The organism is Robertkochia sediminum (assembly GCF_016786255.1).
Taxonomy (GTDB): Bacteria; Bacteroidota; Bacteroidia; order Flavobacteriales; family Flavobacteriaceae; genus Robertkochia; species Robertkochia sediminum.
In genome coordinates, this window is the sequence record NZ_JADMKT010000069.1 from 150996 (window position 1) to 175033 (window position 24038).

Sequence of the window (24038 nt, forward strand, 5' to 3'; positions counted from 1 at the left end):
GCGGTTATCATGAGCGCCTGATGTTTTTATACCAACACCAAAAATGATCATATGTCTATACTTATTGCCATAGTTGCACTCGGAGGGTTAACCTTGTTATTAGCAGTTTTGCTCATTACTGCATACAGGAAACTCTATGTCTGGGAAGATCCACGCATTGATATGGTAGAGGATATGCTGCCCCGCGCTAATTGCGGGGCATGCGGATATCCGGGATGCCGGCCGTTTGCAGAAGCCCTCGTTGGGGAAGAAACCCTGCCCGGAAAATGTACCGTGAGTTCTGATGAAGGCCGGCAGGCGATAGCATCTTTTTTGGGTGTAGATCTGGGTGAAGAAGAAAAGCAGGTAGCCCGTCTGGCATGTGCCGGAGGTACCAACGTGGCCATTAACCGCGCCCAGTACGAGGGCATACGCAGCTGCCAGGGTGCTGCACTGATCTCCGGCGGAGGTAAAGGGTGTTTCTGGGGGTGCCTGGGACACGGCGATTGTGAGGTCTCCTGCGATTTTGGCGCCATCACGATGAACGAGCACGGCTTGCCCGTGGTCGATCCTGAAAAGTGTACCGCCTGTGGCGACTGTGTGGAAGCCTGCCCAAAAGACCTGTTCTCTCTACAGCCTGTGAGTCACCGCCTTTGGGTGGCCTGTAAAAACCTGGAACAAGGCGATGATATCCTTGAAGATTGCCAGGTAGCCTGTACCGCTTGCGGACGATGTGCCATGGATGCCCCCGGAGATCTGATCACCATGCAGAACAATCTTCCGGTGATCAACTATTCCGAAAACCACGATACTACCGATCCGATACAGCGATGCCCAACAGGAGCCATCGTCTTCCTTAACGATGAGGGAGGAGCTGTAAAAGGAAAAGCCAGTAAGAAGATCATCAGGAAAGGACAAAGGGCGATGGGGTCTACATGACCAACGATAGCCTTCCCCTCTTATCGAGGGCCGAAAGACCATGGAAGGTTCAGTGAAGCTTTCATAGTGAGGTGCTTGCTGGTTGGCAGAAGTTTTGCTTCGCAGAACCGGAAGGGGATACCTCATATTTGCAACCTTCTTAACTTCATGAGATTGCTTCGTTGCTGCGCTCCTCGCAAAGACAAAGACGCTCATCCCTCATCCCTCCTCACTCCTCACTCCTCACTCCTCACTCCTCATTCCACTCCCTACTAACCACTCCCTACTAACGATCCAAATCTCAAATTTCAAAAAATCCATATCCCTCATCCACAATCCACAATCCACAATCCTTACCCCCATTTCCCTCTTTCCCCATTTCCCCATTTCCCTCTTTCCCCATTTCCCTCTTTCCCCATTTCCCTCTTTCCCCATTTCCCTCTTTCCCTCTTTCCCTACATTTAACCTTAAAAAATTGCTTAAGGCATTGATATTAAGTAGTTTAGTGTTCGATTTCGAAAAACATGGAACTTGTTTCCCTTATTTTTTAGTTCAGAAATACAAGTCATTCCCCCATGGCTTCAATGGTTCAATACGTATTTTGATTCGTTTACCGTCTTTTATTTCAGCCCCACACATAGAATAAGTAAGTGACTCACAGTAAGCAAGCTGTTGAGCTAGAACAATGAAGTGATCATACTGTACTAACAAACAGTTTTAATTATGGAAAGCCAATACACCGTGTCTGGTATGAATAATGCAACGAAAAACACCCTCACCCTTAAGCTCACCATCCTGATCTTTTTTAGTCTTTTCACTTTTACAAGCAGCTGGTCCCAGGTAAATAAGGTTACCGTTCAAAAGGATCAAAACGGAGCGCGACTACTCGTGAATGGAGAAGATTTTATGATCAACGGGATGAACTGGGATTATATTCCTATAGGTACCAATACCGTAAATGCACGGTTCTGGGATAAATCGGATGATATTATCAAGGCAGGGCTCGACACCGAAATGTCTCTGCTTAGGAATATGGGGGTTAATGTGATACGACAGTACACCGGGGTGCCGGCACGCTGGATTCGCTATATCTACGAGAATTACGGCATCTACACCATGTTGAATCATTCTTTCGGGCGCTACGGACTCACTATTGACGGGGTATGGATCGAAATTACCGATTACTCCGATCCACGCACCCGCGAGGTACTGCTCAGTGAGGTCCGGCAGTTGGCACATGAGTACAGGAATACTCCCGGACTTCTCATGTATTTACTGGGGAATGAGAATAACTACGGGCTCTTTTGGGCAGGAGCAGAGACCGAAGATTTCCCGGATGATGAAGAAGAGAAGAAATATATAGGAGAAAAACGCGGGAGGCCCATGTATCAATTAATGAATGAAGCTTCCATCCTCATCAAGGGCATAGACAATGCGCATCCGGTAGCCATTTGTAATGGTGATGTACTTTTTATTGATATCATAGCCGAAGAATGTAAAGATGTAGACATCTACGGCACCAACACCTATCGTGGTGTTTCTTTTGGTGATATGTTCGAGGTGGTAAAGGAAAAACTCGATATGCCAATTATGTTTACAGAGTTTGGTGCCGATGCGTTCAATGCCGCCGAGAATAAAGAAGATCAATACTCCCAGGCGTACTATATGGTAGGTAACTGGAGAGAGATCTATGCCAATGCTGCCGGTCTGGGACTGGCAGAGAATTCTATCGGAGGATTCACCTTTCAATTCAGTGACGGGTGGTGGAAATTCGGTTTTAACGACCGGAAAGGTGCCGATGTACACGATACCGACGCCTCCTGGTCTAACGGTGGTTACCCCAGGGATTTGTCGGCTCCCGGGGCAAATAATATGAACGAAGAGTGGTTCGGGATCTGTGCCAAGGGAATGACCAATGAAAGAGGACTCTATGACCTGTATCCGCGTGCCGCATATTACGCCTTAAAAGAAGCACATAAGCTCGATCCGTATGGCGATGGGGTAACCCAGGCCTTCCTTCAGAACTACTTTGACAATATCCAACTTATGGATGCCGTACTCAAAGCCAGGGGCGACAAGGCGGCATTAGTAGGGGAGGAGAGTAAGCTTATACGCGTAAGCAAAATGGAAGCCCGGTTCTCGACCTTTAATACCGGGGGGAGTCTTATTACCACGCCGGAAAGTCCCGAAGAGGGATCAAATCAGTTTCCTGATCAGTTAGGATTTGACCATATGCAATCCTTCTTTGTGGGCTTCGAAGGAAATCCCGCTCCTAATATGAAAGCCAATGTAAACTTCAATATTGTGGGGAATGTGGCTACCAATCCGATCAATGAGATCTTTTATGAGAATAGCAGCCGCCCGGTGGAGGTGAATGCCACCGATGGCACCCAGGTGCTTAGCGATATTAACAGGGTCCGGGTGTACAGCGCCTCCTACGAATGGAAAACAAAGCAAGCCGACGTGAGAGGATTCTATCGTACCGGTCACTATCATTGGGGATACGAGGGCGATTTCTTCGGACTCTATCCTGAGGCTAATTACGGGCCTAACCTGGATATCTATAACGGGGAGATCCTCGGGATGGAGATCGATGGTAAAAGTGCTTTAAAAGGTTTTAAAGCGGCATTCGGACCGCAACTCTGGTGGGGAGCCAACCCGGCGATCCTTTTAAAATATCAAACCACCCTTGGGAAATTTGAAGTTACCGGAATTTTCCATGAAGATGTTGACCGGATCGATAATTTTGTTTCTTCCCTTGCGATACCCATGCCGCAAACCAGAAGGGCGACCTTGGCTATAGAAAGAGAATTCGGGAAGTTCGGCCTTCAACTCGGAGGGATATGGGGAGGTCAACCTCTTAACGGTCGGGAATTTCAGTTTACCGAAGGAGAAGATGGTGATTACACCGTATATACGGATAAAGTGAACTCCGGTGATAACTGGGGAGGAAAAGCCAAGATCACCTATTCCGGCGGCCGATTTAACTGGTATGCCCAGGGAGCGGCTATGGGCCTTGTGGCTAATGGGGGAGCCGATTATACACAAACCTTTACCGGATGGAAATTGAAGGATAGTGGAAGTGGAAATCAGACCAATTTCCTTACCGGATTCACCTATTCTTTTGGTAATGTGCAGGTAGCACCCAATTTTCTTTGGCAAAAGCCTATTGTAGGGCCAATGCCCAATGATGTTCAGGGGCCGGGAAGACTGCGTAATATCCTGGACGACCCTTTTGTGGTTAGAGCCAACAGAGAAATGGTAGCAGGAGAATTATTGCTCACCTGGGATCCAACCCCGGGAACATGGATGTATGCCTGGGATAACGACAGGGCAGAAGATGCGAAACTTGCAGTTAGTGCAGGATTTGTTTTCAGACATCAGCCAACCACGATGGATGCTGCTGTAGGTTTCCTTGACGACAGGACCTTCTTTGCCTTTCCGAATTCGGTACCGGCGAAAGACCTTTGGGAAGCCCATGCCCGTATCGTTTCAAAAGTAAATACCGACCTGGGGGTCATAACCAATCTCTATTTTGGTAACGCCCAGGCCAGAGGTAGCGACCCGAGAACCATTGAGCGACTCGGTGCAGATATCAGGATGATCTATAAAAAATGGAAACTGCAACATGAATTTAAGATCAACGACTGGGGGCCCTTTGACTATCACCGGGATTTTAACCTTACCTATCCCGTGCAGCTCATGCTTGACCTGTCTACCACTCTCGGCAAACCCGATTGGTTCATACTTCCCAATACCCAGATAGGTATCAGGGGAACATGGCGTTCCCTGAATGAGTTCTCACCTCGATACCTTCCTTCTGTGACCAATGAATTTGCTACCGATCCCGTGATAAGCCCTGTAGGATTCGGCAATGGTAACGAGTGGGAGATCAGAACCTACATTCACATCAATATTGGTAAATAAAAAGACAAGCGATGAAAAAGTATAGCAATAACAGATCCATATTCACGGTTGTATTCGCAGGTATTTGTTTACTGCTTGCAGCATGTGAACGGGACGTGTCTGATGAGGTCGAATTTGCCGATTTCTCGAATAATCCCGAAGTGTATATCGACGGATTTAGTGCCGGGTTGGAGTACCTGCCCTTTCAGGGGTCCCGGTTGGATGCCTTTTCAGTAGATACCGAAGAACCTTATGAGGGCACATCGTCCATGCGTTTTGACGTTCCTAATTTTGGTGATCCGCAAGGGGCGTTCGCAGGGGCTATTTTTCCGGATTATGGCGGAAGAAACCTAACGGGTTACGATGCGCTAACCTTTTACGCCAAAGCGACCAAAGCAGCAACCATTAATGAGATCGGATTTGGAAATGATTTCGGTGCGAACAGGTACCTGGTCGTGAAGAATAATTTAAGAGTTACCACGAATTGGCAAAAATACATCATCCCCATTCCAGATCCTTCAAAACTGGTGGTGGAGAGTGGGATGTTCTGGTATGCCGAAGGTCCCGAAGAGGGAGATGGCTACAGCTTCTGGGTCGATGAGTTGAAATACGAAAAACTGGGTACGATAGCCCAACCCCGTCCCGCTATGTTTAACGGAGAAGATGTGATACAGCAAAGTTTTACGGGATCTACCCTGCAGGTAACCGGCTTGACACAAACCTTTAATTTACCCTCGGGCGGAGATCAAACCGTAGCAGCAGCACCTGCTTACTTTTCTTTTTCGTCAACAGATCCTGATATCGCCAGGGTCGATGAGTCCGGGCAGGTTTCTGTGCTCGGTACGGGTACAGCAACCATTACCGCCATTATCGCCGGAGTAAAGGCTGCTGGGTCTTTAACGGTAGAGTCCTTAGGCGATTTCGTACCTGCCCCGGTGCCTGACAGGGATCCTGCTACGGTCATTTCGGTGTTTAGTGACGCATATACCAATATCCCGGTTGATTTCTATAACGGATTCTTTGAGCCGTTCCAGACCACACTGGGAGGGGTCGATCTGGAGATCAACGGTGACCAGATCATTCGATATACCCAATTGAACTTTGTCGCCACAGAGTTTAAGAATCCAACCATTGACGCCTCGGCAATGACCCATTTTCACGTAGATATTCAAGTACAGGAAGCTATTGATGCCGGTGATTTTCTGGAGATCGAATTAGGTGATTTCGGGCCGGATAATGCTTTTGGAGGAGGAGACGATTCCAGTGCCAGAGTGCGTTATGACAGTGGTGACCTGGTGAGTAACCAATGGATTAGTCTCGATATCCCGTTATCCGAGTTTTCCACCCTCACCAGCAGAAGTAACCTCGCCCAGATCTTCTTTATTTCTGATGCGACCATATCGACCATTTTAGTAGACAATATGTATTTCTACGCAGAGTAATCCATTCTAATTTGAAAAATGATGAAGAGAGAGCGATTAAAATCTATAAAGACCTTGTTGTTACCCCTGTTACTGTTCATGGTATTTGGTTGTGCTAACGACGATACCCAAAGGGTGGTCACCTATACAGAACTGGTCATGCATGACGAATTTGATGTAGATGGTGCCCCGAACAGTGAACTATGGGGATTTGATATAGGTACCGGAAATAATGGTTGGGGTAACCAGGAATTACAATACTACACCAGCAGGCCGGACAATGTGAGGGTACAGAATGGCGTATTGATCATAACGGCCCAAAGGGAAAACTTTGAAGGCTCCCAATACACCTCGGCAAGGTTGCTTACCAAAAACAAGTTCGAAGAGCGCTACGGTCGCTTTGAGGCACGCATATGGCTGCCCTATGGGCAGGGTATATGGCCTGCCTTCTGGATGTTGGGTGCCGATATCGATGAGAATCCGTGGCCGGGAGCCGGAGAGATCGATATTATGGAATACCGCGGACAAACCCCTACGATTCTTATCGGGAGTGTACACGGACCCGGATATAGCGGGGGTGATGCCATCTCAAAAGAATACGAACTGGAGAACGACCGCTTTGATACCGGCTTTCATGTTTTTGGCGTGGAATGGGCGCCGGAGTACGTAAACTTTTATGTAGACGACGTACTCTATAACCGCATCACCCCGGATGATGTTACCGGTCCCTGGGTGTTTGATAAGCCCTTTTTCATGCTCATGAATCTTGCTGTGGGAGGAAATTTTGTGGGTCCGCCCAATCAGCAAACCGTTTTTCCGCAGCGCATGCTGGTAGATTATGTTCGGGTATATAAAAGTACAATTGACAATTAAAATCATATAATGATGAAAAAGCTATTCACCTTATGGAGGTATTTTTTCATATCCCTTTTTCTTATTTCGTTTACAGGATGTGAAGACGATGATGAAGTTAGCTTGCCAGAAGTGGTGGCAGGTTTTACCTATACGCAAAATGAAGACACCGGTACGGTAACCTTTATCAATATTTCTGAAAGGGCGAATACCTATAATTGGGATTTTGGCGATGGGACTACCTCTACCGAGATCAATCCCGTGAAAACCTTTGCCAATGGGGCTTATATCGTAACCCTTGAGGCGTTTAATCCTGCCGGAGCCTCTGCAACCTTTCAGGATACGATCGCGATAGATGTATTATTTCCGGCAACCTTACCGATCACTTTTGATGACCCGAATACGTCTTATGATGTTACCACATTTAACGGGGCAGCCTTTGAGGTCGTTGACAATCCTGATGTCTCGGGTACCAATGATAAAGCCTCCAAGGTAGGGCAGATCACCAATATCGGAGCCGCCTTTGAGGGTTTCTTTATCGAACTGGGTGAAGCCATTGACCTCTCTGCTCAAAAGAGTATAAAAATGAACTTTTGGTCTGAAGCAGGGGTCGATGTACTCATGAAACTGGAGCAGGGTACAGCCGGTGATGTTGAAACCACGGCCACTCATACCGGTTCCGGTTGGGAAGAGTTGGTGTTTTCATTCGATTCGGCAGCAGCATACAGCACCCTGACCATATTTGTAGATGGTCCGGGAACTACAGCGGGAACGTTTTACATCGATGATATAGAACAAACCGATACACCTGAACCGCCATTTGATTCCGGACTGCTGACCAATGGCGATTTTGAAGCCGGGGTAGATCCGTGGTTCGGTAATGCGGCCAACGTGGTTACCGAAGGAGGCAATAGTTTTAATCTGGCCGAGGTGCAGACCGCAGGCAATCCTTTTGATGTGAATTTAAGCCAGGTAGTTGCCATCAACCAGGGTACTAACTACATCCTGACCTTTGAGGCCTCTTCCGATCGCGAGCGTACCATATTGGCGGGGATCGGGCTTAATGAAGACCCCTTTACCAATACAGTAGTGGAGATCACCCTGACCCCTGAAATACAAACCTATACCCTTCAATTGGCGGCCAATGATTTTGGAGGAGCCAACAGTAGGGTGCTCTTTGATATGGGTGCCGATGTTGGTGTGGTGGTCATCGATAAGGTCTCTCTGGTAGAAGGGGGTGATGGAAGCGATACAAATTCTCCACCTCCACCGGCTGCAGAGAATCTCCTGACCAATGGCGATTTTGAAGCCGGGGTAGATCCGTGGTTCGGGAATGCAGCCAACGTGGTTACCGAAGGAGGCAATAGCTTTAATATTGCTAATGTTGGCGTAGCAGGTAATCCATTTGATGTGAATCTGAGCCAGGTGGTAGCGATCAACCAGGGGAGTACCTATACCTTGTCCTTTGACGCTTCTTCGGATCGGAGTCGAACCCTGATCGCGGGGATCGGATTGAACGAAGATCCGTTCACCAATACGTCTCAGGAGGTGAATCTTACCACCAATACGCAAACATTCACCCTCGAACTAACAGCAGCCGATTTTGGAGGTTCCAATAGCCGTGTCCTGTTTGATATGGGAGCCGATGTAGGCGTCGTGGTCATTGATAATGTGGTGCTCACCGAAACTTCAGGTGGCGGTAATGGCGGCGGAGCCGGTGCAGAAAGTCCGTTCTGCAGGACCCAGATCGCAGCCTTTGGCGGTGATACCGGTTCAGAAATATTGTTGTCGGTATTTAATGTAGATGCTCAGACCATGCGAATAGAGATCGAGTCGGCCGATGATGATCCCGTAGATAACCTGGTGTTCCCGGCCGGTTTGTGGGTCCCTATCCCCGGAATATCCATTGCCCCTGCCGAAATATCACCCGGTGTTTGGGCCGGAGAATTCTTCTTCCCGGATGGCGCTCCTGAAAATGTAGAATTCGTCGTTGAATGGAGTAAGGCTTCTTTTGGCGGTAACTGGAGCTCCAATGCACCAGGAGAACTGAACACGGTACCATTTAATGCTACCTGTGATCCTTCGGGAAATTAAAATTGGAGTGATAGTCGGTACGGAAAGTTTAAGAATTCTAAAAAGAAAAGCTTGGTGTGATCCAGGCTTTTTTATTCTGAAATGTAATGGGTCGTTATGAGTTCGATTTACTCAACCTCCATGACCCTTAGGTAATTTGTTTATAATGAAATATGACCTATGACCAAAAAAACTCCGAAGGACCCAGTCACAAAACCCGTATTCCGTCGTCTTACCGGTACACATGAACCAATCACCAAACATGCTTTATAATTCATCAGACCGCAAAGAGACCTGGAAAACGATCTTTTTATTTCTGACTCTCGTATTTGTACTTACGTCACCTTTCCATTATGCCATCGTAAATCTATATCCTTCAAGGATCTATGTTGGCGCCATTATGTGGTCTCCCGCCATAACTGCTTTTATCACTCTCAAAATAAAAGGGCGTAAAATCTCATCCCTGGATTGGAATTGGGGTAATTGGAAATACATCAAATGGTCTTATTTCATTCCGGCCCTTTATGGGGTGATCACTTACGTGCTCATCTGGGGTTTCAGACTTGGGAGTCCGGCCGATAAGGAGACGATTACAAATTGGGGAGAAGAACTGGGCTTATTTGGCATAGGAACATTAGATCCCACCTCGATAGCCATCATCGGGATCTTCTTAGTAGGTACGGTAGAAGTCATACGTGCCATGGCGACCACCTTGGGAGAAGAAATAGGTTGGCGCGGCTTTTTTATTTATGAACTGAGAAAGGTGCTTTCCTTTACCGGGGTTTCTGTGGTGAGCGGACTCGTATGGGCGGCATGGCATTGGCCATTGCTGGTATATTACAGTAATAACATGCTTTTAGAATTTATCACCTTCTTTATAGTCATTGTTTCGATGTCGTTTGTCATGGCTTACTATACCTTCAAATCGAAAAGCCTGTGGCCGGCGGTAGTTTTTCACGCGGTAAGCAATGTATACATTCAAAAGATAATGCCTCCGCTTACCATGAAAATCGAAGGGACTGAACATTGGCTTGGTGAAAACGGAATTATGTTTGCCATTGTGACTTCGATCTTTGGGATTTACTTTTGGAGAAAAGCGATCAAAGAAGGATTGTAATAATAATCTGAGGACTTCAAAACCATAATGCGGTAGAGGCAGTACAATAGAACTCCGGAACGAAAAAGATGATAAAAAACAAAAAAGCGAAATGGATCGTACGGACACTGTTACTCGTTGGAACAGTAATATCCCTGTTCTTTGTGCCATGGATCCTGGTAAAGGCCTGGATCTGCCAGCCAGCTTTGCCCCGGGGGAAGGATATGCGTATTCGAACACCAATTATTTGTTGCTTCGCAATATCATGGACGATGTATTAGGGTATGGCCATCATGATTATATCAAAGAAAGAATACTGGAACCTTTGAATCTCAATAACACCTTCTTTTCAATTACTGAAGTTGATCTCGACGATGTCATGAGCGGCTATTATGTGGGCTATGATGATGACTTTAAAGAACGGGAGTATGGCATGTTGGCTACCGCTCAGGATGTAGGGACATTTTTAAGAGCTTTGAATGATGGTTCTGTATTCGAAGCGGGTGAGCAAGAGATCTACCCCTATGAATACGATCACGGTGGTTTGGTTGTGGGGTATCAAAGTCTTGCGGAATACCACAAAGATATTGATGCGGTAGTGGTGCAATTTATCAACACCACAGATTTTGAAGGTTGTGAATGAGATCTATCGGAAATTATGATCAACCGCATTGTGAAAATAATTAGCCGGGATAACTAGTTGGAACTATCTGGCTATGTCCGCCGTTACTCAGGTTAAAAGCTGCTTAATGTAGAGGGGTATGGCCTGAATTGGTTCACGAATTTTGATGAATTAGTTGTACGATACAAGCTAAAGGATGTAACCATATTACGTTTGATGCGGCTGATGTTAAAGGTAGATCACATTATAAATTTATGGCGTAGACAACTCTGACATTAGCATAGGCTCCATTGCGAAAATTAGCATTCTCATTGAGCTGAGTTCGATCATCTCCAAGGGTAAAAAGAGGTAATGCCAGATCGATTTTTTCGTCTTGGTTATACTGACCGTAACTTCTGCCAAAAGAATACCCATATCTGCCTTCAACATGAATTCCTCCCATAATCCTGTACCTGAGGAAACATCCCAGGTCGATGCTTGATCGTTGTATGTAGTCATTCTGATACGCTTCTTCACCTAATCGATATGAAGTGACCAAGCCGAAATGATGCATCCCCAGTTGTAATTTATCGGTTGCCTGGTATTTTATTTTAGAGGAAATAGGCAGTAACCCTGACACAGACCACCTCTCAGAGATCTTCCATTCCAGGTTCAACAGGGGAGTGACATTAGGTCCAAAAGTTTCCTGGTTATACAATACCCCATAGCCGATCTTCAATCCCTCGTGATATATTTTTTCATAAATAAGCGTACCTCCAAACTGGAAGTGTTTGTGGTCTATTTTTTTGAGATCAGACATTAGCCTGGGCATAAATACTACCTGAATAGAATTGCCGTTTGAAAGCTTTTGAATCAATCCTGTTCTTAGAATAAATCCGTGAATATTAATAGGGTTAACGATATCATCGGCCATCGCAATGTCATTTTTGACATTCCACTGCATGTAGTTAACACTGTTATACCAGATTTGTTTGTCGTTCAATACGATCGGTACCACCAGATTAACCATAGCGCCTCTTTCGGTTGTTTCTCCGGTAAAAGTAGATCCGGGCTCAAAAGGTTGTGGTGTACCAAAATGTCCGGATACGGTTAATATATCTAAGGTTTCCTGAGCAGCAGCGAATGATACCGCTCCGAGGACAAATAATAAAGCAATGATTCTTTTCATTTTGAATGTTTTGACCTTTATCAGGTTACCGATTTCGAGGGCCATTTAACATAAAGGCAATCTACATAAGCCCAATAATGAAACAAAAAAACGAACTATTTCCGAACCTTTAAATTGTATTATTTAAAAGTTTTCAGCCTCTGAAGGAAAGAACTTTTACGCTCAGGATAACCCCTCATGGATACGGGAGTTTTAGCTCAAAACAGTGATGTTGATTAAGGTATAGGTGAAAAGTCAATTTCGGGTGGTATTGCTGAAGGATTGCGTGTGAGGGTTAGGCCATAGGGGGTATTTTCACTAAAAAAGCCACAGTTCTTTAAATAGAAGGTGTTTCCAATGCCCCCTTCTGCATAATCCAAACGATGTCCTTGAGAGGCCGTGCTGTCATAGGTAAATTTTACATTGGTTAATTCAATCCAACCATTAGCTGTCGTGTTTATCCATTGATTTCCATATGCCCCACGGCGGGTGAGGTATCCTGTACCGGGAATAAAATTCTCGAGGAAGGAATGCAAGCCTGTTAGGTGCGTGCTTATTTTGGGTCTTCCCAATTTTGCGATCAATTTCCAATTTCCTTTTTCGGGGTCAAAGAAGTATCCTGTATAATCGGTTGAGCCTGCAACCGCTGCATGCTCGCCCTTTAGTAAGAATTTATAGGTTACCCCGGCTTTCCAATCCACATCGATAAAACTCTGGATTCCCGACCCTTCATTTCCAAGATCCAGGACGGTTACGCCTTGACCATTGCCGAGGTTGGTTACTTTGTAATCATCCGGGATCTGATTGGGATCATCTGTGGTATAGCCGCTCCATATAGAAAAGAGCACACGCCTCTCATGCTCGGAGTTTACCTGCATGCCAAAATATCCTTGTGCGTGTCCGTTGGCCATAAAAAATGATCCTAATTGGTCTTCTCCTTCCGGTACGGTAACCTCGTTGTAAAACCATTGTACGTCCTGTTCGGAAGGGACATCGTAAGGAAGGTGAACCGAAGGGTCTCTTCTTCCGAAGTAAAAGTTGCTTGGCTTCCCTATCTTAATTTCCGGGAAATGTGATTAGTTTCGTCTTGAATTTAGATATTCCTCCAGGTAGTTGTGCAATCCTTTTTCCGGATGTTCGAGTAGTTCTGATTTGTATTCGACGCCTAATGCATCCAACAGGCGCAAGATATTGAAGCCTATGGTGTAGTGATAGTCTGTAGCTCCGGCATAGACCAGGTAGTTAAATGCAGGGGCGTTCAGGTCAATTTCTTTGAATTCTGAAAACCCTTTAAACATAGTATCACCTTTGATTATCGGAGCATCGACCTGGTTGGCATAATCAGAAAAAACGAGCATGCTTTTGTATTCCATATACCTTGCCGAACCTTCCTGTATCACGTAAAAATCTTCTACTTGTTCCAGGTCAGGATATTCTGTGCTGTATTTTTTAATACGTACTTTTCTTTCTTTTAAATAGGTTGAAATTAGTGAATCCCTAACGGTCGCATTCCCCTCAGAAATGGCTTTCATGAGATAGTCGTTCTCTTTTTGGATCATGGGCAAGAAGTCTTCATCTTCTTTGGCAAGAGTTCTAAAATCATTGGGATTAAAGGGGAGGGCGCTAATGAAAGTTTTGGCGTATTCCCGGTATTTCTCATTATTGAATTGATAATGGTGAAACATTTCATGTAACACCATGGTGGTCCACATTTCTGTGCTTTCTACAGATGGGATGAATTGGTGAATTTCTTCAACAGTTGAATACTGTTCTACAGGACGATCAAAGTAAAACTGAGAGCTGTCTGCCTCATCGAAACTCAGCATATTTTCCATATGGTATGGAATGTCGTCTGTCCTGGGGGCCATCACATAATCGGCACTGTATGTTTCGTAGGTATCCAGAGTTTGAAGCACTTTTTCATTAGGGAAAAATATTTCAGATCGGTCCCCGTTGAAGTAGATCAGGGTTCCTTCGGTCTTTTTTGCACCAAAGCCGGTCCAGGAGGTTTTAGCCACAGCTTGTTTTAGACCTAAAGTGAAAGAAATTCTTTCGGTCGATAAGCTATCAGGGAGGTCCCATGTATGAGCGGTCGTGTTGTTTAAGGTATTGTTCTGGACTGTTTCTTTTTTATCCTTGCATGCAGTTGTAAGTAAGCATACTACTGCTATTAGAATTAGTTTTAGATTCATCGAGGTTGGTTTTGGTTAGTGTTTTTTATTTGACTGGTAAGAATGCCATGCATATTACCTCGCCAAAGCAGTACAATGAAATTTCATCCATTCTTTTTTATTGACGACCTATAGCTTGTTTTGTTACAAACTGATAATCATCGGATATAAGCCATTACGTTCTCATTCGAAATTCCTTGTTCTATGAACTTTTCAAGAATATGAACCTTAAAATTTGAATTTTGGAATGTGACCGATTTGATTTCAGGATTACCTCATCTTGTTCGGTGAACCTGAGAGGGGAGATGTTGCTCAATAAAGTTCAGCATATGCTTTCGCATTGCTTTTATTTTTTTATTCTACCAAGATCATATAAAGGGTAAAGTCTAACCCCGGGATTATTCGCTCTGCTCATGATCCTGAGTTAGAGGATGTTGCTCATAAAAAGCCAAGCCTCGCTAGCACGAGGTTTTCTTTTTTCATTCCTTCCACTTACAAAAGCTTGCTTTTGACGTTTCAGGGAATAAAAAAAGCCAAGCAATTTTTTACTTGGCTTTTTATGGTCGGGAAGACAGTATGTCGATCCTATTTCGTCAGGTCAATTAAACACTGAATTGTTCCTTTTTGTCTCCCTCCAGGTAACCGAATGGGTAACCTTTGGAAATCTTTCAATGGTAAAATTACATAAAAATTAAAGACCATCTAGAGGTTCCAGATCGCAATTTTTCAGTCCTTTAGAGCAGGTTGTCGGAGAAGAGGACTGAAGAAAGATTGAAAGAAAACATTAAAAAATAGACGTACTACTAGCTTACTAAACAGTCTTTGGTTTTTAGTAAAATGAGATGCCTGAGTTTGCCAATATGCACGCAGGCTTGAAAGGAATTGTACTAAACGTAACATGCCTTGGCGTGTTACCCTCTCGCTATTCCTTTCTATTTTTCTACTAACATGATACAGTACAGGAAAAGGTGGGAATAACTTAGGACTGTTAATAGCTATGATCAAATAAAATCGCGAAAGAGAATATCAGAAACAAAAATTTTGATAAAAAAAATAGAAGACAAAAAAACAATAGTAAGCAACATTGACTCTATTTCATGGCTAGTGTAGTACTTCTAAAAAAGGCAAAAATATCCATGAACCCAACCAGGCTATTCGTTTCCATCGGATACACCATTAAACCCATCCTCCACGAACCATTGCCCTGCGGTTGATAAGAATAACAGTACAACGCAGGAAGAAATTTACATCGAATATTTTTATTGATTGCATCAAAAATAATCACTATATTTAATTGAGAATCAAATATTTATACAATGGGTAAATCACTTTTAATCCTATTGATCAACGTACTTCTTTTTACCAGTTGTAATGAAGAAACTTCTAAAAGGGGAGCAGATTCGAATCAGGAATTTGATGTTGTGATCTTAAATGGTCGTGTAATGGACCCCGAAACCAATTTTGACGGTATTCGGAACGTAGGTGTTAATGACGGAAAAATTGCCTTAATCACCGAAGAGTCTATTTCTGGTAAAGAAACTATTGACGCTACCGGACATGTGGTTGCTCCCGGCTTTATTGATGGCCACCAGCATTGCATGGAACCTTATATGTATCGTTTAATGCTTCGCGATGGTCGTACTACCATTTTGGATTTGGAAGTCGGGGCCTACGGACCAAAATTAGATGAGTGGTATAAACGCCGAGAAGGAAAGGCTCCGTTAAATTATGGGGTGGCCGTTGCACATGAGTTGGTGCGTGCAGCAGTACTAGATAGTTTCAACGAGTGGGAGTACTTCTATACGATGGATGCTTTAAAATCCCGTGTAAAAGATGGTTGGTCTAAAACAAGGCCTAATTTGGAGCAGGGAAACGAAATTTTAGCCCAAATGGATGCAGGTTTACGCCAGGGTGGTATTGGTATAGGCTCAACGGTGGGTTATATGCGCGAGGGGGTATCCACCCGTGAAATTTATGAATTGCAAAAATTGGCAGGTGCCTATGGCCGTCAGATAGGTATGCACTTCAGGGGTACGCCCGGTAACGATGTGGCCGAAGTAAATGGTATTCAGGAAATGTTGGCCAATGCAGCTGCCCTGGGCGCTCCCGCTATTGCCATCCATTTCAATAATCCCGGGTACAATTTGGTACACGAATTATTGGTTAAAATGCGTGAACGAGGCTTCAATGTTTGGGGCGAAATTTATCCTTATGCTGCAGGTTCTACCGCTTTAAATGCCGTTTTTCTTGAGCCCGATGTGTGGGTAAAATCTTTAGGCAACAAATACGAAGAAACCGTAAAAGATGTGACCACAGGAGAATGGTACACCCAGAAAAGTCGAGAGGAAATGTTGAAAAGAGAGCCCACCAGGGCCGTTTTGGTATACAAAATGCCTGAGGAAGCGGTTATCGAATGGCTTAAAATGCCAGGGGTGGCCATTGGTAGCGATGGTATGCCATTAATTCCATTTACGGGTCTGACCAGGAATACACCTTATGAAGACTTGCCCAATGTTCATCCTCGCTCTTCCGGCGCATTTGCAAAAACATTGCGTTTAGGCCAGGACAATAACATTCCATTAATGCAATTGGTATCCATGACCTCTTACAATTATGCCAAGCCATTAGGCGACATGGGTTTAAAAGCCATGCAGGTGCGTGGTCGTATGCAGGAAGGTATGGTGGCTGACATCACCATCTTTAGTCCAGAAAATGTAAAAGACAATGCAACTTATGCGAAGGGCACAACCCCATCTACAGGAATTCCTTATGTTTTAGTTAACGGGGTAATTGTTGTAAAAGATTCCAAAGTCATGCCCGATACTGTTAATCCGGGTCAACCGATCCGTTTTGAACCTGTGGAAGAGAGTAAACTTGTCCCTCTGGATATTGAGAGTTGGGAAAACGAATTTTATGCTGTACCAGATGATTTTGGTGGAGTGGGCTTAAAATAATCCAACTTTAAAAATTGAGAGAGCCAGAATATCTAAAAAATGATAAACAAACTGAAAGACTCTTTTAAAATTGAAAAAATCGCTAGTTGCATTTACCCTTTGTGTCCTCAGTTTAGGACTTTTTGCTCAGGAAAAACCAAAGCAAATCACCTTGTTTACCAATGTACAAGTCTTTGATGGACTATCTGATAAAAGGTTCAAGGCAGATGTTTTGGTAGAGGGCAACCTAATCAAGCAAATATCAAAAGAACCATTGATGGTTGTGCAAACCGATAATGTTAGTATTATTGATGGGCAAGGCATGACACTCATGCCCGGTCTCATCGACAACCATTGGCATACGGTATTTAATTTCTGGTCTATAAGCAAACTTTTAAATACAGATTTAGCCCACCTCGGCATCAATGCAGGCCACCATTCAGGAAAAACCCTGTTAAGAGGTTTTACTACGGTGAGAGATGTTGGAGGTAATTCTTTTGGTGTAAAAAAGGCTATAGATGAGGGCACCATTTTTGGCCCCAGGATATACCCATCAGGACCCACGATTACCCAAACTTCTGGGCATGGCGATTTTCTGGCACCCAATGCAGTTCCTTCTAACCCGGATCAAGCATTGGATTACATTCAGAGAACAGGCCATACACTCATTGCGGATGGAGTGCCGGAAGTGACAAAAAGAACCCGTGAGGCACTTAGAATGGGTGCTACCCAAATCAAAGTGATGGCTGGCGGTGGGGTATCTTCTTTGTATGACCCGCTCGATGTCACCCAATATACCAAGGCTGAGGCCGAGGCTATGGTTGAGGTAGCTGCAAGTTGGAACACCTATGTCGCCATCCATGCCAATACCGATGACGCAATTCAAATGTGGGTAAGAGCTGGTGCAAAATCCGTCGAACATGCTTTTCTCATCACCGAAGAAACCGCTAAACTCATGGCTGAGAAATATGTATGGTTTAGCATGCAGCCCATCATAAACGATGAAGATGCCATTCGATTTGAAGACCCGATAAGTACAGCAAAATTTGTTGAAGTAACGGACGGTTTGGACAATGCGATTGCTTTAGCCAAAAAATATAAAGTGAAAACCGCATTCGGTACGGATATTCTTTTCGATGCCAAGTTGGGCGAAAAGCAAGGAAGATTGCTAGCTAAACTGAAAAGATGGTACACCCCCTACGAAATCCTGAAAATGGCCACTTCCGACAATGCCGAATTGGTGAAACTTTGCGGACTTCGAGACCCCTATCCACACCCCATAGGCGTTATCAAAGAGAGTGCTTATGCGGATCTGATATTGGTAGACGGCAATCCATTAGAGAACATCGATTTAGTTGCCGATCCCGAAAATAATTTTAAGGTGATCATGAAAGACGGTGTTTTATATAAAAACAATTTAAAGTAAATCGAAACAAATGAAAAGAAGAAAGTTTGTTATGCTATCCAGTGCTGCAGGTCTTGCTACAGCATCAGGTCCTTTACTTGCATTCAATTCTAAAAATCAAAAAGAAAAGAATAATTCGAAAAAATTGAGAGTCTCTTATGTTGGTTTTTTCCATGAAACCAACACCTACCTCACAGAAGGCATGGGCGAAACCACGCTCGATAGAATGCGCACGTTCCGGGGCGATCAAATTAAGAATATGTTGAAAGGGACTGCCATTGGCGGCGCGGTAGATGTTTGTGAAGAAGAGGGATGGGAGCTGCTTCCGGGCGTCATGTACTATATAGACTGGTGCTTCAGCACAGTGAGCGATCAGGCCTGGAAGGATGCGAAAAAGGAGATCATGGACACGCTGAAATCACAGATGCCGATGGACATCGTCTACCTTGGTGTTCACGGTGCCGGTATGGTAAAAAGCACGAACGATCTTGAAGGAGACTTAGCGGAGTCTGTCAGAGAACTGGTCGGAAAGGACACGATGATTGTCTGGAGTGGTGACCTGCATGGCAAGATCACAGATAAAATGAAGGATAATATGAATTTCTTCAGTGCCTGCAAAGAATATCCTCATATGGACATGAATGCTTGCGCACGTGATGCGATGTATCGTGGTGCAGCCATCCTTGCAGGAGAATCGCATCCTACCCCCGCCTATCGCAAAGTGCCCCTGATGATGGGGATGAGTAATACCGAAGAGGAGGGCACCTTTGCCAATCGATTGAAAGAAAAGTGCATTGAAATAGAAAAGCGGCCCGGTGTTCTGAACTGCTCTGTTATGCATGGTTTCCCCTACCAGGATAGCAATTTTTGTGGCGTGTACCCGATGGTCACTACCGAAAACAACCTCGAGCTGGCCGAAGAACTGGTGGACGAACTGGCGCAGTGGATCTGGGATCACCGGAAGGAGTCCATCATTCCATTAGAAACTTTGGATTCAACAATGAGTACTGTGTTGGCCATGCTCGAGAAAGACGGACACTATGTGCGTAAATTGCCAACGAAAGGGGATATCATCGACCATACCCCGATTGTGATTGGAGACGCAGCGGATAATCCGGGTGGCGGAGCAGGAGGTGGTGGCACCCACCTGCTGAAGGCCCTGATGGAGACAAAGGGCCTGGGTAAAGTCGCTTTCATGTCCATACACGATCCGGAAACCGCAGAGGCCGCAGTCGCTGCCGGTGTAGGAGCTACGATCGATGTGAGTCTCGGGGGCAAATATGAGACATTGGCAGGCGAACCGATCAAGACCAAAGCCTATGTCAAGTCCATTTCGGATGGGAATGAGACCGTTCGCGGGGGAACCGCTTTCAATGGCCCATTCCAGCTTGGCCCTACCGCCAGGTTGGTTGTCGAAGCTGAGAATACGGTGGATGTCATTGTTATTTCCGGCCTATGCCAGACCTATGATGATACGCAGGGACGGCCACATGGCATCATCATTCAGGAATATGACGTTATAGGGGTCAAAAGCGGGATGCACTTTCGAGCCTTCTATGAAAACTTCACCGATAAGTTACTGCTCGCTGATGTTCCCGGAACCACTAGTCGCGACATTTCGCTTTTCGAGCACACCCAGCTAAAGTATCCTATCTACCCTCTCGACCAAAACGCAACTTTTAATTTAAGAGGTTAATGTAATTCGAGATAGACACAAGAATTAATTATAAAAAGTAAAATGAAACAAAACCTGGTATCATTATTTACGGTAGTAGCCTCGATGTTTATTACAGTTCAACCAGCTTATGCTCAAGAACAAAATGTTGAAGCTATTTCTCAAAAGATTGAGAAACTTTCGGAAAGGCTGGTTGGCCGCATTGGTGTGGCCTCACAGGAAATAGGCTCGGATAAGAAGATTACCATAAACGGAGATGAACAGTTTGTGATGGCTAGTACTTATAAAGTAGCGATTGCCGTCGCCTTGCTAAACCGTGTCGATAAAGGTGAACTTAAACTTACCGATTTAATGGATGTTGAACAAGAAACCATGGTTACAGGTGACGGCGCGATCGCAGTGAACTTCGTCCACCCCGGCATTAAATTATCGGTAGCCAACTTAATTGAAGCGATGATAACCTTAAGTGACAATACAGCGACAGACGCTTGTCTAAAATTAGCGGGTGGTCCCGAAGCGGTAACAAAGAAGATGCACAGTATAGGGATAACAGAGCTTCGAGTAGATCGATATACCAGCGAAATATTAAGGGACTTCTATGGTTTGCCCGACAAAGCCTATGCATCCGTACTTGCAGAGGCTATTGCCAAAGACCCAACGCTCGCATCAAAGCAACCACTTCGAAACCTGGAGTTCGAACAAGAAGATCCACGTGACCAGAGCTCGCCAAATGCAATGCTGCAATTGCTATTGGCTGTAGACAGCGGAAAGGCCTTGAGTGAGAAAAGCCGTGAATTCCTGCTTGCTACTATGTCGCGGACTCGTACAGGTAGTGGAAGACTAAAAGGCCTTCTACCAAAAGGAACCCCAGTTGCCCATAAAACAGGAACGATTGGTGGTGTTGCTAATGATGTGGGCTATGTAACGCTACCCGACGGCCGACGTTTTGCGATCGTGGTATTCACCAAAAGCAGTACAACCACAGAAGCAGATAGGGATAGAGCTATAGCAGAAGTTACCCGGACTTTGTACGACTTTTATTATTTAAAGCCCTAAGATAAATAAGCTTTATCGTGCCTGTCAATTGGTTGCCTCGAATGACGCTTTGAGTCACCGTTGAGCCAAGTCCCTAGGCATTCAATAAATAAACTCAATAATAAATATTTAAAAAAAGAGGGACCATGAAACAATACATGAAACTTTTATTTGCTGTTATAATGACTTCATTATTTGCAGTTCAACCGGCTCTTGCTCAGAAAAAGCAACCGTCCAAAGTAACAATGACAAAGAAGGAGGGCCAGGCGACCTTTGATGCGGTTATCGCCGAAACTGCTGAACTGATCAAGGAACTGCGCATACCGGGACTTGCTGTCGGTGTCATCCATGGGCCCAACTCCTACAGCGCCGGACTCGGTATCACCAAGGTAGGCACCGACGAGGCCGTTACCCCCGACACCCAATTTCAAATTGGCTCTGTGACAAAAACCTTCCTTTCGACTCTGGCCATGCAGCAGTCCGAACAGGGCATTTTGGATTTGAACGCGCGTATCGTCGACATCCTGCCGTGGTGGAGGGTCGCGGATCCCGAGGCGACATCGAAAGCACGGGTCGTTGACCTGTTCCATCATCGCGCTGGCTGGTATGGCGATCATGGGTTCCTTCCTGTTCCCCCGGGTGGATCCATTTCCGAGAAGGTCATGCTCCAGGGGGCTTACATCCAGCAGATCTATCCGTTCGATCAAACCTGGATGTACAACAACACCAGTATCACCTTCGCAACCCATGTGGTGTCGCATGTCGGCGGAAAGCCGATCGAGACCCTGATCGAAGAGCACCTGCTCGCACCGCTCGGCATGAATGCGTCATCTTTTAATTACGACACCACACCTCCGGCTGAAAATTACGCATGGGGTCATCCGCCGATCTACGGGGAAGGCAGCATCAGTGATCTAAAGCCGTACTATATTCCGATGATAAGAGAGTCCGCAGCCTCTGGCGGAATCCGGTCTACGGTTACCGACATGCTGAAATACGCCCGCTTTCAGCTGGACGGCAAGGACGCCTCCGGGAACCAGCTGCTGTCCAAAAAGGCGCTGGACTATGCTCATGCTCCGGCAGTCGAGGCTGAGACAGGCGACTTTACCGGGCTGACATGGTTTGTCCACGACTACGACGGGGTCATAAGCCCCAGCCACGGGGGGAATTGGCCCGGCACGCGTTCTTTTCTGCAGCTGATCCCGGATCATGACTTTGCCGTGGTGGTTTTGGTCCACAGCGATCGAGGAGTAGAGGCCTACAAAAAAGTTGCGAACGCAATGGTCAACGCCTTCACGAAAATCGAGGCCAAGTCTCCGGTCGCAGCGGGCGTTGATCCGTCTGTGCTCGATCCCTTCGTCGGGGTCTTCAAGGGTAATTCCCAGAACATCGAGATCCGGAAAGAGGGCGACAAATATGTGTTTGTCCAGTTCTCCGCATTGACCAAGGGAGCGGATCCCGCGCCGGCCAATGTGGCCAACACGGCCGAGGGCTATTTTATCATTACCGAAGGCCCGAACGAGGGATCCCTTGGCGAATTACTCAAAGATCCGTCTGGCGAACTCAACTACGTGCGATTCAACCACCGGATCTTCATTCGGGGCGACGGGGCAGTCAACGAATTCTCGCTCTCCGGATCGGTATTCGACAATTAGCCGGGTCGGCAAGGAGGAGTTTGAGTGTTTCAGGATTATTCCCCCTCTTTCGTCGGGATCATGATCCTGATTTTTGAGATGTTGCTCATAAAAAGCCAAGCCCCGCGATAGCGGGGCTTGGCTTTTTTTATCCCCTTTCGCTTACAAAAAGGTATAATATTCACTGATAAGATAACTTATCGGGAAACCGGAAAACTACATTCAAAACTCAAACAATTTGAGGGTATAAATTAAGAAAAAGTTTTGCCATATTTCAGATTACATTCGCTACTGACCTGACCATAAAAAAGATTTCAGAAATCAGTGGCTTTGATAAACCAATTAATGAAGAACTTATTAAAATTTTAAAGAGTACAACTTGGAGAAGTTATCATAAACAAATGGAAGACGTTGTGCCGGAAAATAGTAGGTTATTAATAGGTATTTACTATTACGGAAAGGAAAAAGGCAACCCAAGTTTTTTAAGTCATTTTCACCTTTAACTAATTGCAGCCAATCATCGCATATAAACCATTATGCTCTCATCCTAAATTACCTACTTCATTAACCTTTCAGGCTCTTTTATACGTCCCGATAGAGGGACAGCAAAAAGAGCCATTTGTAAACGTTTAAACTTAATTTCTTAAAGTTTTTATTCTGGAAATAACGACCATTTGATCCCAGGGTGTTACCTCATTATACTTTCTTTATCCCGAGTATTCCCTTTTTTTGCTTAAAGCAGCTGTATGTTCCTTTAGAACACACCATATGGTTTCCGCTACTATCATACTTCCTTCAGAGCCGTCGTGATTCCCTTTTTGGTCACGGGCTATTTTTAAGGAGGTCGCGACTTATAAAAAGGGTAGCGAAGCACCCGGCTTTATGCAGTCGCTTCCTTAAAAATAGCTATCCTTTAAAAGGGAATTACCAGGCGATACGAAGGTGTTTTAGTTTGGATGTGGGGATGGGGGGAGGACTCCTTTCCTTATCCTAATGGAAAGGTGTCTTTATAAAAAGTTTGATCAGGCGTTTTCCCATTTGAGGGAATGTGCCTGATCAAACCAAACAATAGTAAAGGATCCGAAGATCCTGCGGAAATCTCTCCATAGCAATTTGCAGGTTTCAAAGCGATAAAAATCATTACCTTCCGAAGATTCGAGATTTAAATGGA

Annotated in this window: 14 protein-coding genes and 1 pseudogene; 12 read left to right on the top strand and 3 right to left on the bottom strand. The window is 45.1% G+C overall.

The genetic code is table 11. From position 1 onward, the window contains the following. The first annotated feature begins 51 nt into the window (after window positions 1–51). The 7 genes and pseudogenes from IS446_RS05310 to IS446_RS05340 all read left to right on the top strand — a co-directional run. Window positions 52–918, top strand: coding sequence for an RnfABCDGE type electron transport complex subunit B (locus tag IS446_RS05310; protein WP_203058970.1), 867 nt, complete (start codon window positions 52–54; stop codon window positions 916–918). A 702-nt stretch (window positions 919–1620) separates the two neighbouring features. After that, window positions 1621–4824: a glycoside hydrolase family 2 TIM barrel-domain containing protein gene (locus tag IS446_RS05315; protein WP_235996409.1), complete on the top strand. Its 3204-nt coding sequence runs from the start codon at window positions 1621–1623 to the stop codon at window positions 4822–4824. Between the two features lie 11 nt (window positions 4825–4835). Then, window positions 4836–6245 (top strand): Ig-like domain-containing protein, encoded by a 1410-nt coding sequence (locus tag IS446_RS05320; protein ID WP_203058971.1) that lies wholly within the window; start codon window positions 4836–4838, stop codon window positions 6243–6245. Window positions 6246–6266: 21 nt separating this feature from the next. Next, window positions 6267–7097, top strand: coding sequence for a glycoside hydrolase family 16 protein (locus tag IS446_RS05325; protein ID WP_394370953.1), 831 nt, complete (start codon window positions 6267–6269; stop codon window positions 7095–7097). 9 nt (window positions 7098–7106) lie between these two features. Further along, window positions 7107–9170: a carbohydrate binding domain-containing protein gene (locus tag IS446_RS05330; RefSeq protein ID WP_235996410.1), complete on the top strand. Its 2064-nt coding sequence runs from the start codon at window positions 7107–7109 to the stop codon at window positions 9168–9170. 241 nt (window positions 9171–9411) lie between these two features. After that, entirely contained in the window at window positions 9412–10266 is an 855-nt protein-coding gene (locus IS446_RS05335) for a CPBP family intramembrane glutamic endopeptidase (protein WP_235996411.1), read from the top strand. Between the two features lie 166 nt (window positions 10267–10432). Further along, window positions 10433–10888 (top strand): annotated as a pseudogene (locus IS446_RS05340) (serine hydrolase domain-containing protein); the annotation flags it as partial. A 223-nt stretch (window positions 10889–11111) separates the two neighbouring features. Here IS446_RS05340 and IS446_RS05345 read toward each other — a convergent pair. The 3 genes from IS446_RS05345 to IS446_RS05355 all read right to left on the bottom strand — a co-directional run bounded on the left by IS446_RS05345 (window position 11112) and on the right by IS446_RS05355 (window position 14032). After that, entirely contained in the window at window positions 11112–12035 is a 924-nt protein-coding gene (locus IS446_RS05345) for a DUF6268 family outer membrane beta-barrel protein (protein ID WP_203058974.1), read from the bottom strand. Between the two features lie 215 nt (window positions 12036–12250). Beyond that, complete coding sequence (locus IS446_RS05350) at window positions 12251–13075, bottom strand: DUF3472 domain-containing protein (RefSeq protein ID WP_203058988.1); 825 nt, start codon at window positions 13073–13075, stop codon at window positions 12251–12253. A gap of 15 nt (window positions 13076–13090) precedes the next feature. Continuing rightward, the gene (locus IS446_RS05355; RefSeq protein WP_203058975.1) at window positions 13091–14032 is read right to left on the bottom strand and encodes a hypothetical protein; all 942 of its coding nucleotides are present in this window, start codon (window positions 14030–14032) and stop codon (window positions 13091–13093) included. A gap of 1469 nt (window positions 14033–15501) precedes the next feature. Here IS446_RS05355 and IS446_RS05360 point away from each other — a divergent pair. The 5 genes from IS446_RS05360 to IS446_RS05380 all read left to right on the top strand — a co-directional run bounded on the left by IS446_RS05360 (window position 15502) and on the right by IS446_RS05380 (window position 22888). After that, window positions 15502–17139, top strand: a complete 1638-nt coding sequence (locus IS446_RS05360; protein WP_203058976.1) for an amidohydrolase family protein — start codon at window positions 15502–15504, stop codon at window positions 17137–17139. A 70-nt stretch (window positions 17140–17209) separates the two neighbouring features. Then, window positions 17210–18544: a metal-dependent hydrolase family protein gene (locus IS446_RS05365; protein WP_203058977.1), complete on the top strand. Its 1335-nt coding sequence runs from the start codon at window positions 17210–17212 to the stop codon at window positions 18542–18544. A 10-nt stretch (window positions 18545–18554) separates the two neighbouring features. Next, on the top strand, window positions 18555–20219 hold the full coding sequence (locus IS446_RS05370; protein ID WP_203058978.1) for a M81 family metallopeptidase: 1665 nt from the start codon (window positions 18555–18557) through the stop codon (window positions 20217–20219). 42 nt (window positions 20220–20261) lie between these two features. Continuing rightward, a complete protein-coding gene (gene bla, locus IS446_RS05375; RefSeq protein ID WP_203058979.1) occupies window positions 20262–21254 on the top strand; it encodes a class A beta-lactamase in 993 nt (330 codons plus the stop codon). A gap of 125 nt (window positions 21255–21379) precedes the next feature. Further along, on the top strand, window positions 21380–22888 hold the full coding sequence (locus IS446_RS05380) for a serine hydrolase domain-containing protein (protein ID WP_203058980.1): 1509 nt from the start codon (window positions 21380–21382) through the stop codon (window positions 22886–22888). The last annotated feature ends 1150 nt before the right edge of the window (window positions 22889–24038 follow it).

Bases quoted from the DNA above. Each gene is read 5' to 3' on its own strand.
- IS446_RS05310 (WP_203058970.1), top strand. From the start codon at position 52: ATGTCTATACTTATTGCCATAGTTGCACTCGGAGGGTTAACCTTGTTA.
- IS446_RS05315 (WP_235996409.1), top strand. From the start codon at position 1,621: ATGGAAAGCCAATACACCGTGTCTGGTATGAATAATGCAACGAAAAAC.
- IS446_RS05320 (WP_203058971.1), top strand. From the start codon at position 4,836: ATGAAAAAGTATAGCAATAACAGATCCATATTCACGGTTGTATTCGCA.
- IS446_RS05325 (WP_394370953.1), top strand. From the start codon at position 6,267: ATGAAGAGAGAGCGATTAAAATCTATAAAGACCTTGTTGTTACCCCTG.
- IS446_RS05330 (WP_235996410.1), top strand. From the start codon at position 7,107: ATGATGAAAAAGCTATTCACCTTATGGAGGTATTTTTTCATATCCCTT.
- IS446_RS05335 (WP_235996411.1), top strand. From the start codon at position 9,412: ATGCTTTATAATTCATCAGACCGCAAAGAGACCTGGAAAACGATCTTT.
- IS446_RS05345 (WP_203058974.1), bottom strand. From the start codon at position 12,035: ATGAAAAGAATCATTGCTTTATTATTTGTCCTCGGAGCGGTATCATTC.
- IS446_RS05360 (WP_203058976.1), top strand. From the start codon at position 15,502: ATGGGTAAATCACTTTTAATCCTATTGATCAACGTACTTCTTTTTACC.
- IS446_RS05370 (WP_203058978.1), top strand. From the start codon at position 18,555: ATGAAAAGAAGAAAGTTTGTTATGCTATCCAGTGCTGCAGGTCTTGCT.
- bla (WP_203058979.1), top strand. From the start codon at position 20,262: ATGAAACAAAACCTGGTATCATTATTTACGGTAGTAGCCTCGATGTTT.
- IS446_RS05380 (WP_203058980.1), top strand. From the start codon at position 21,380: ATGAAACAATACATGAAACTTTTATTTGCTGTTATAATGACTTCATTA.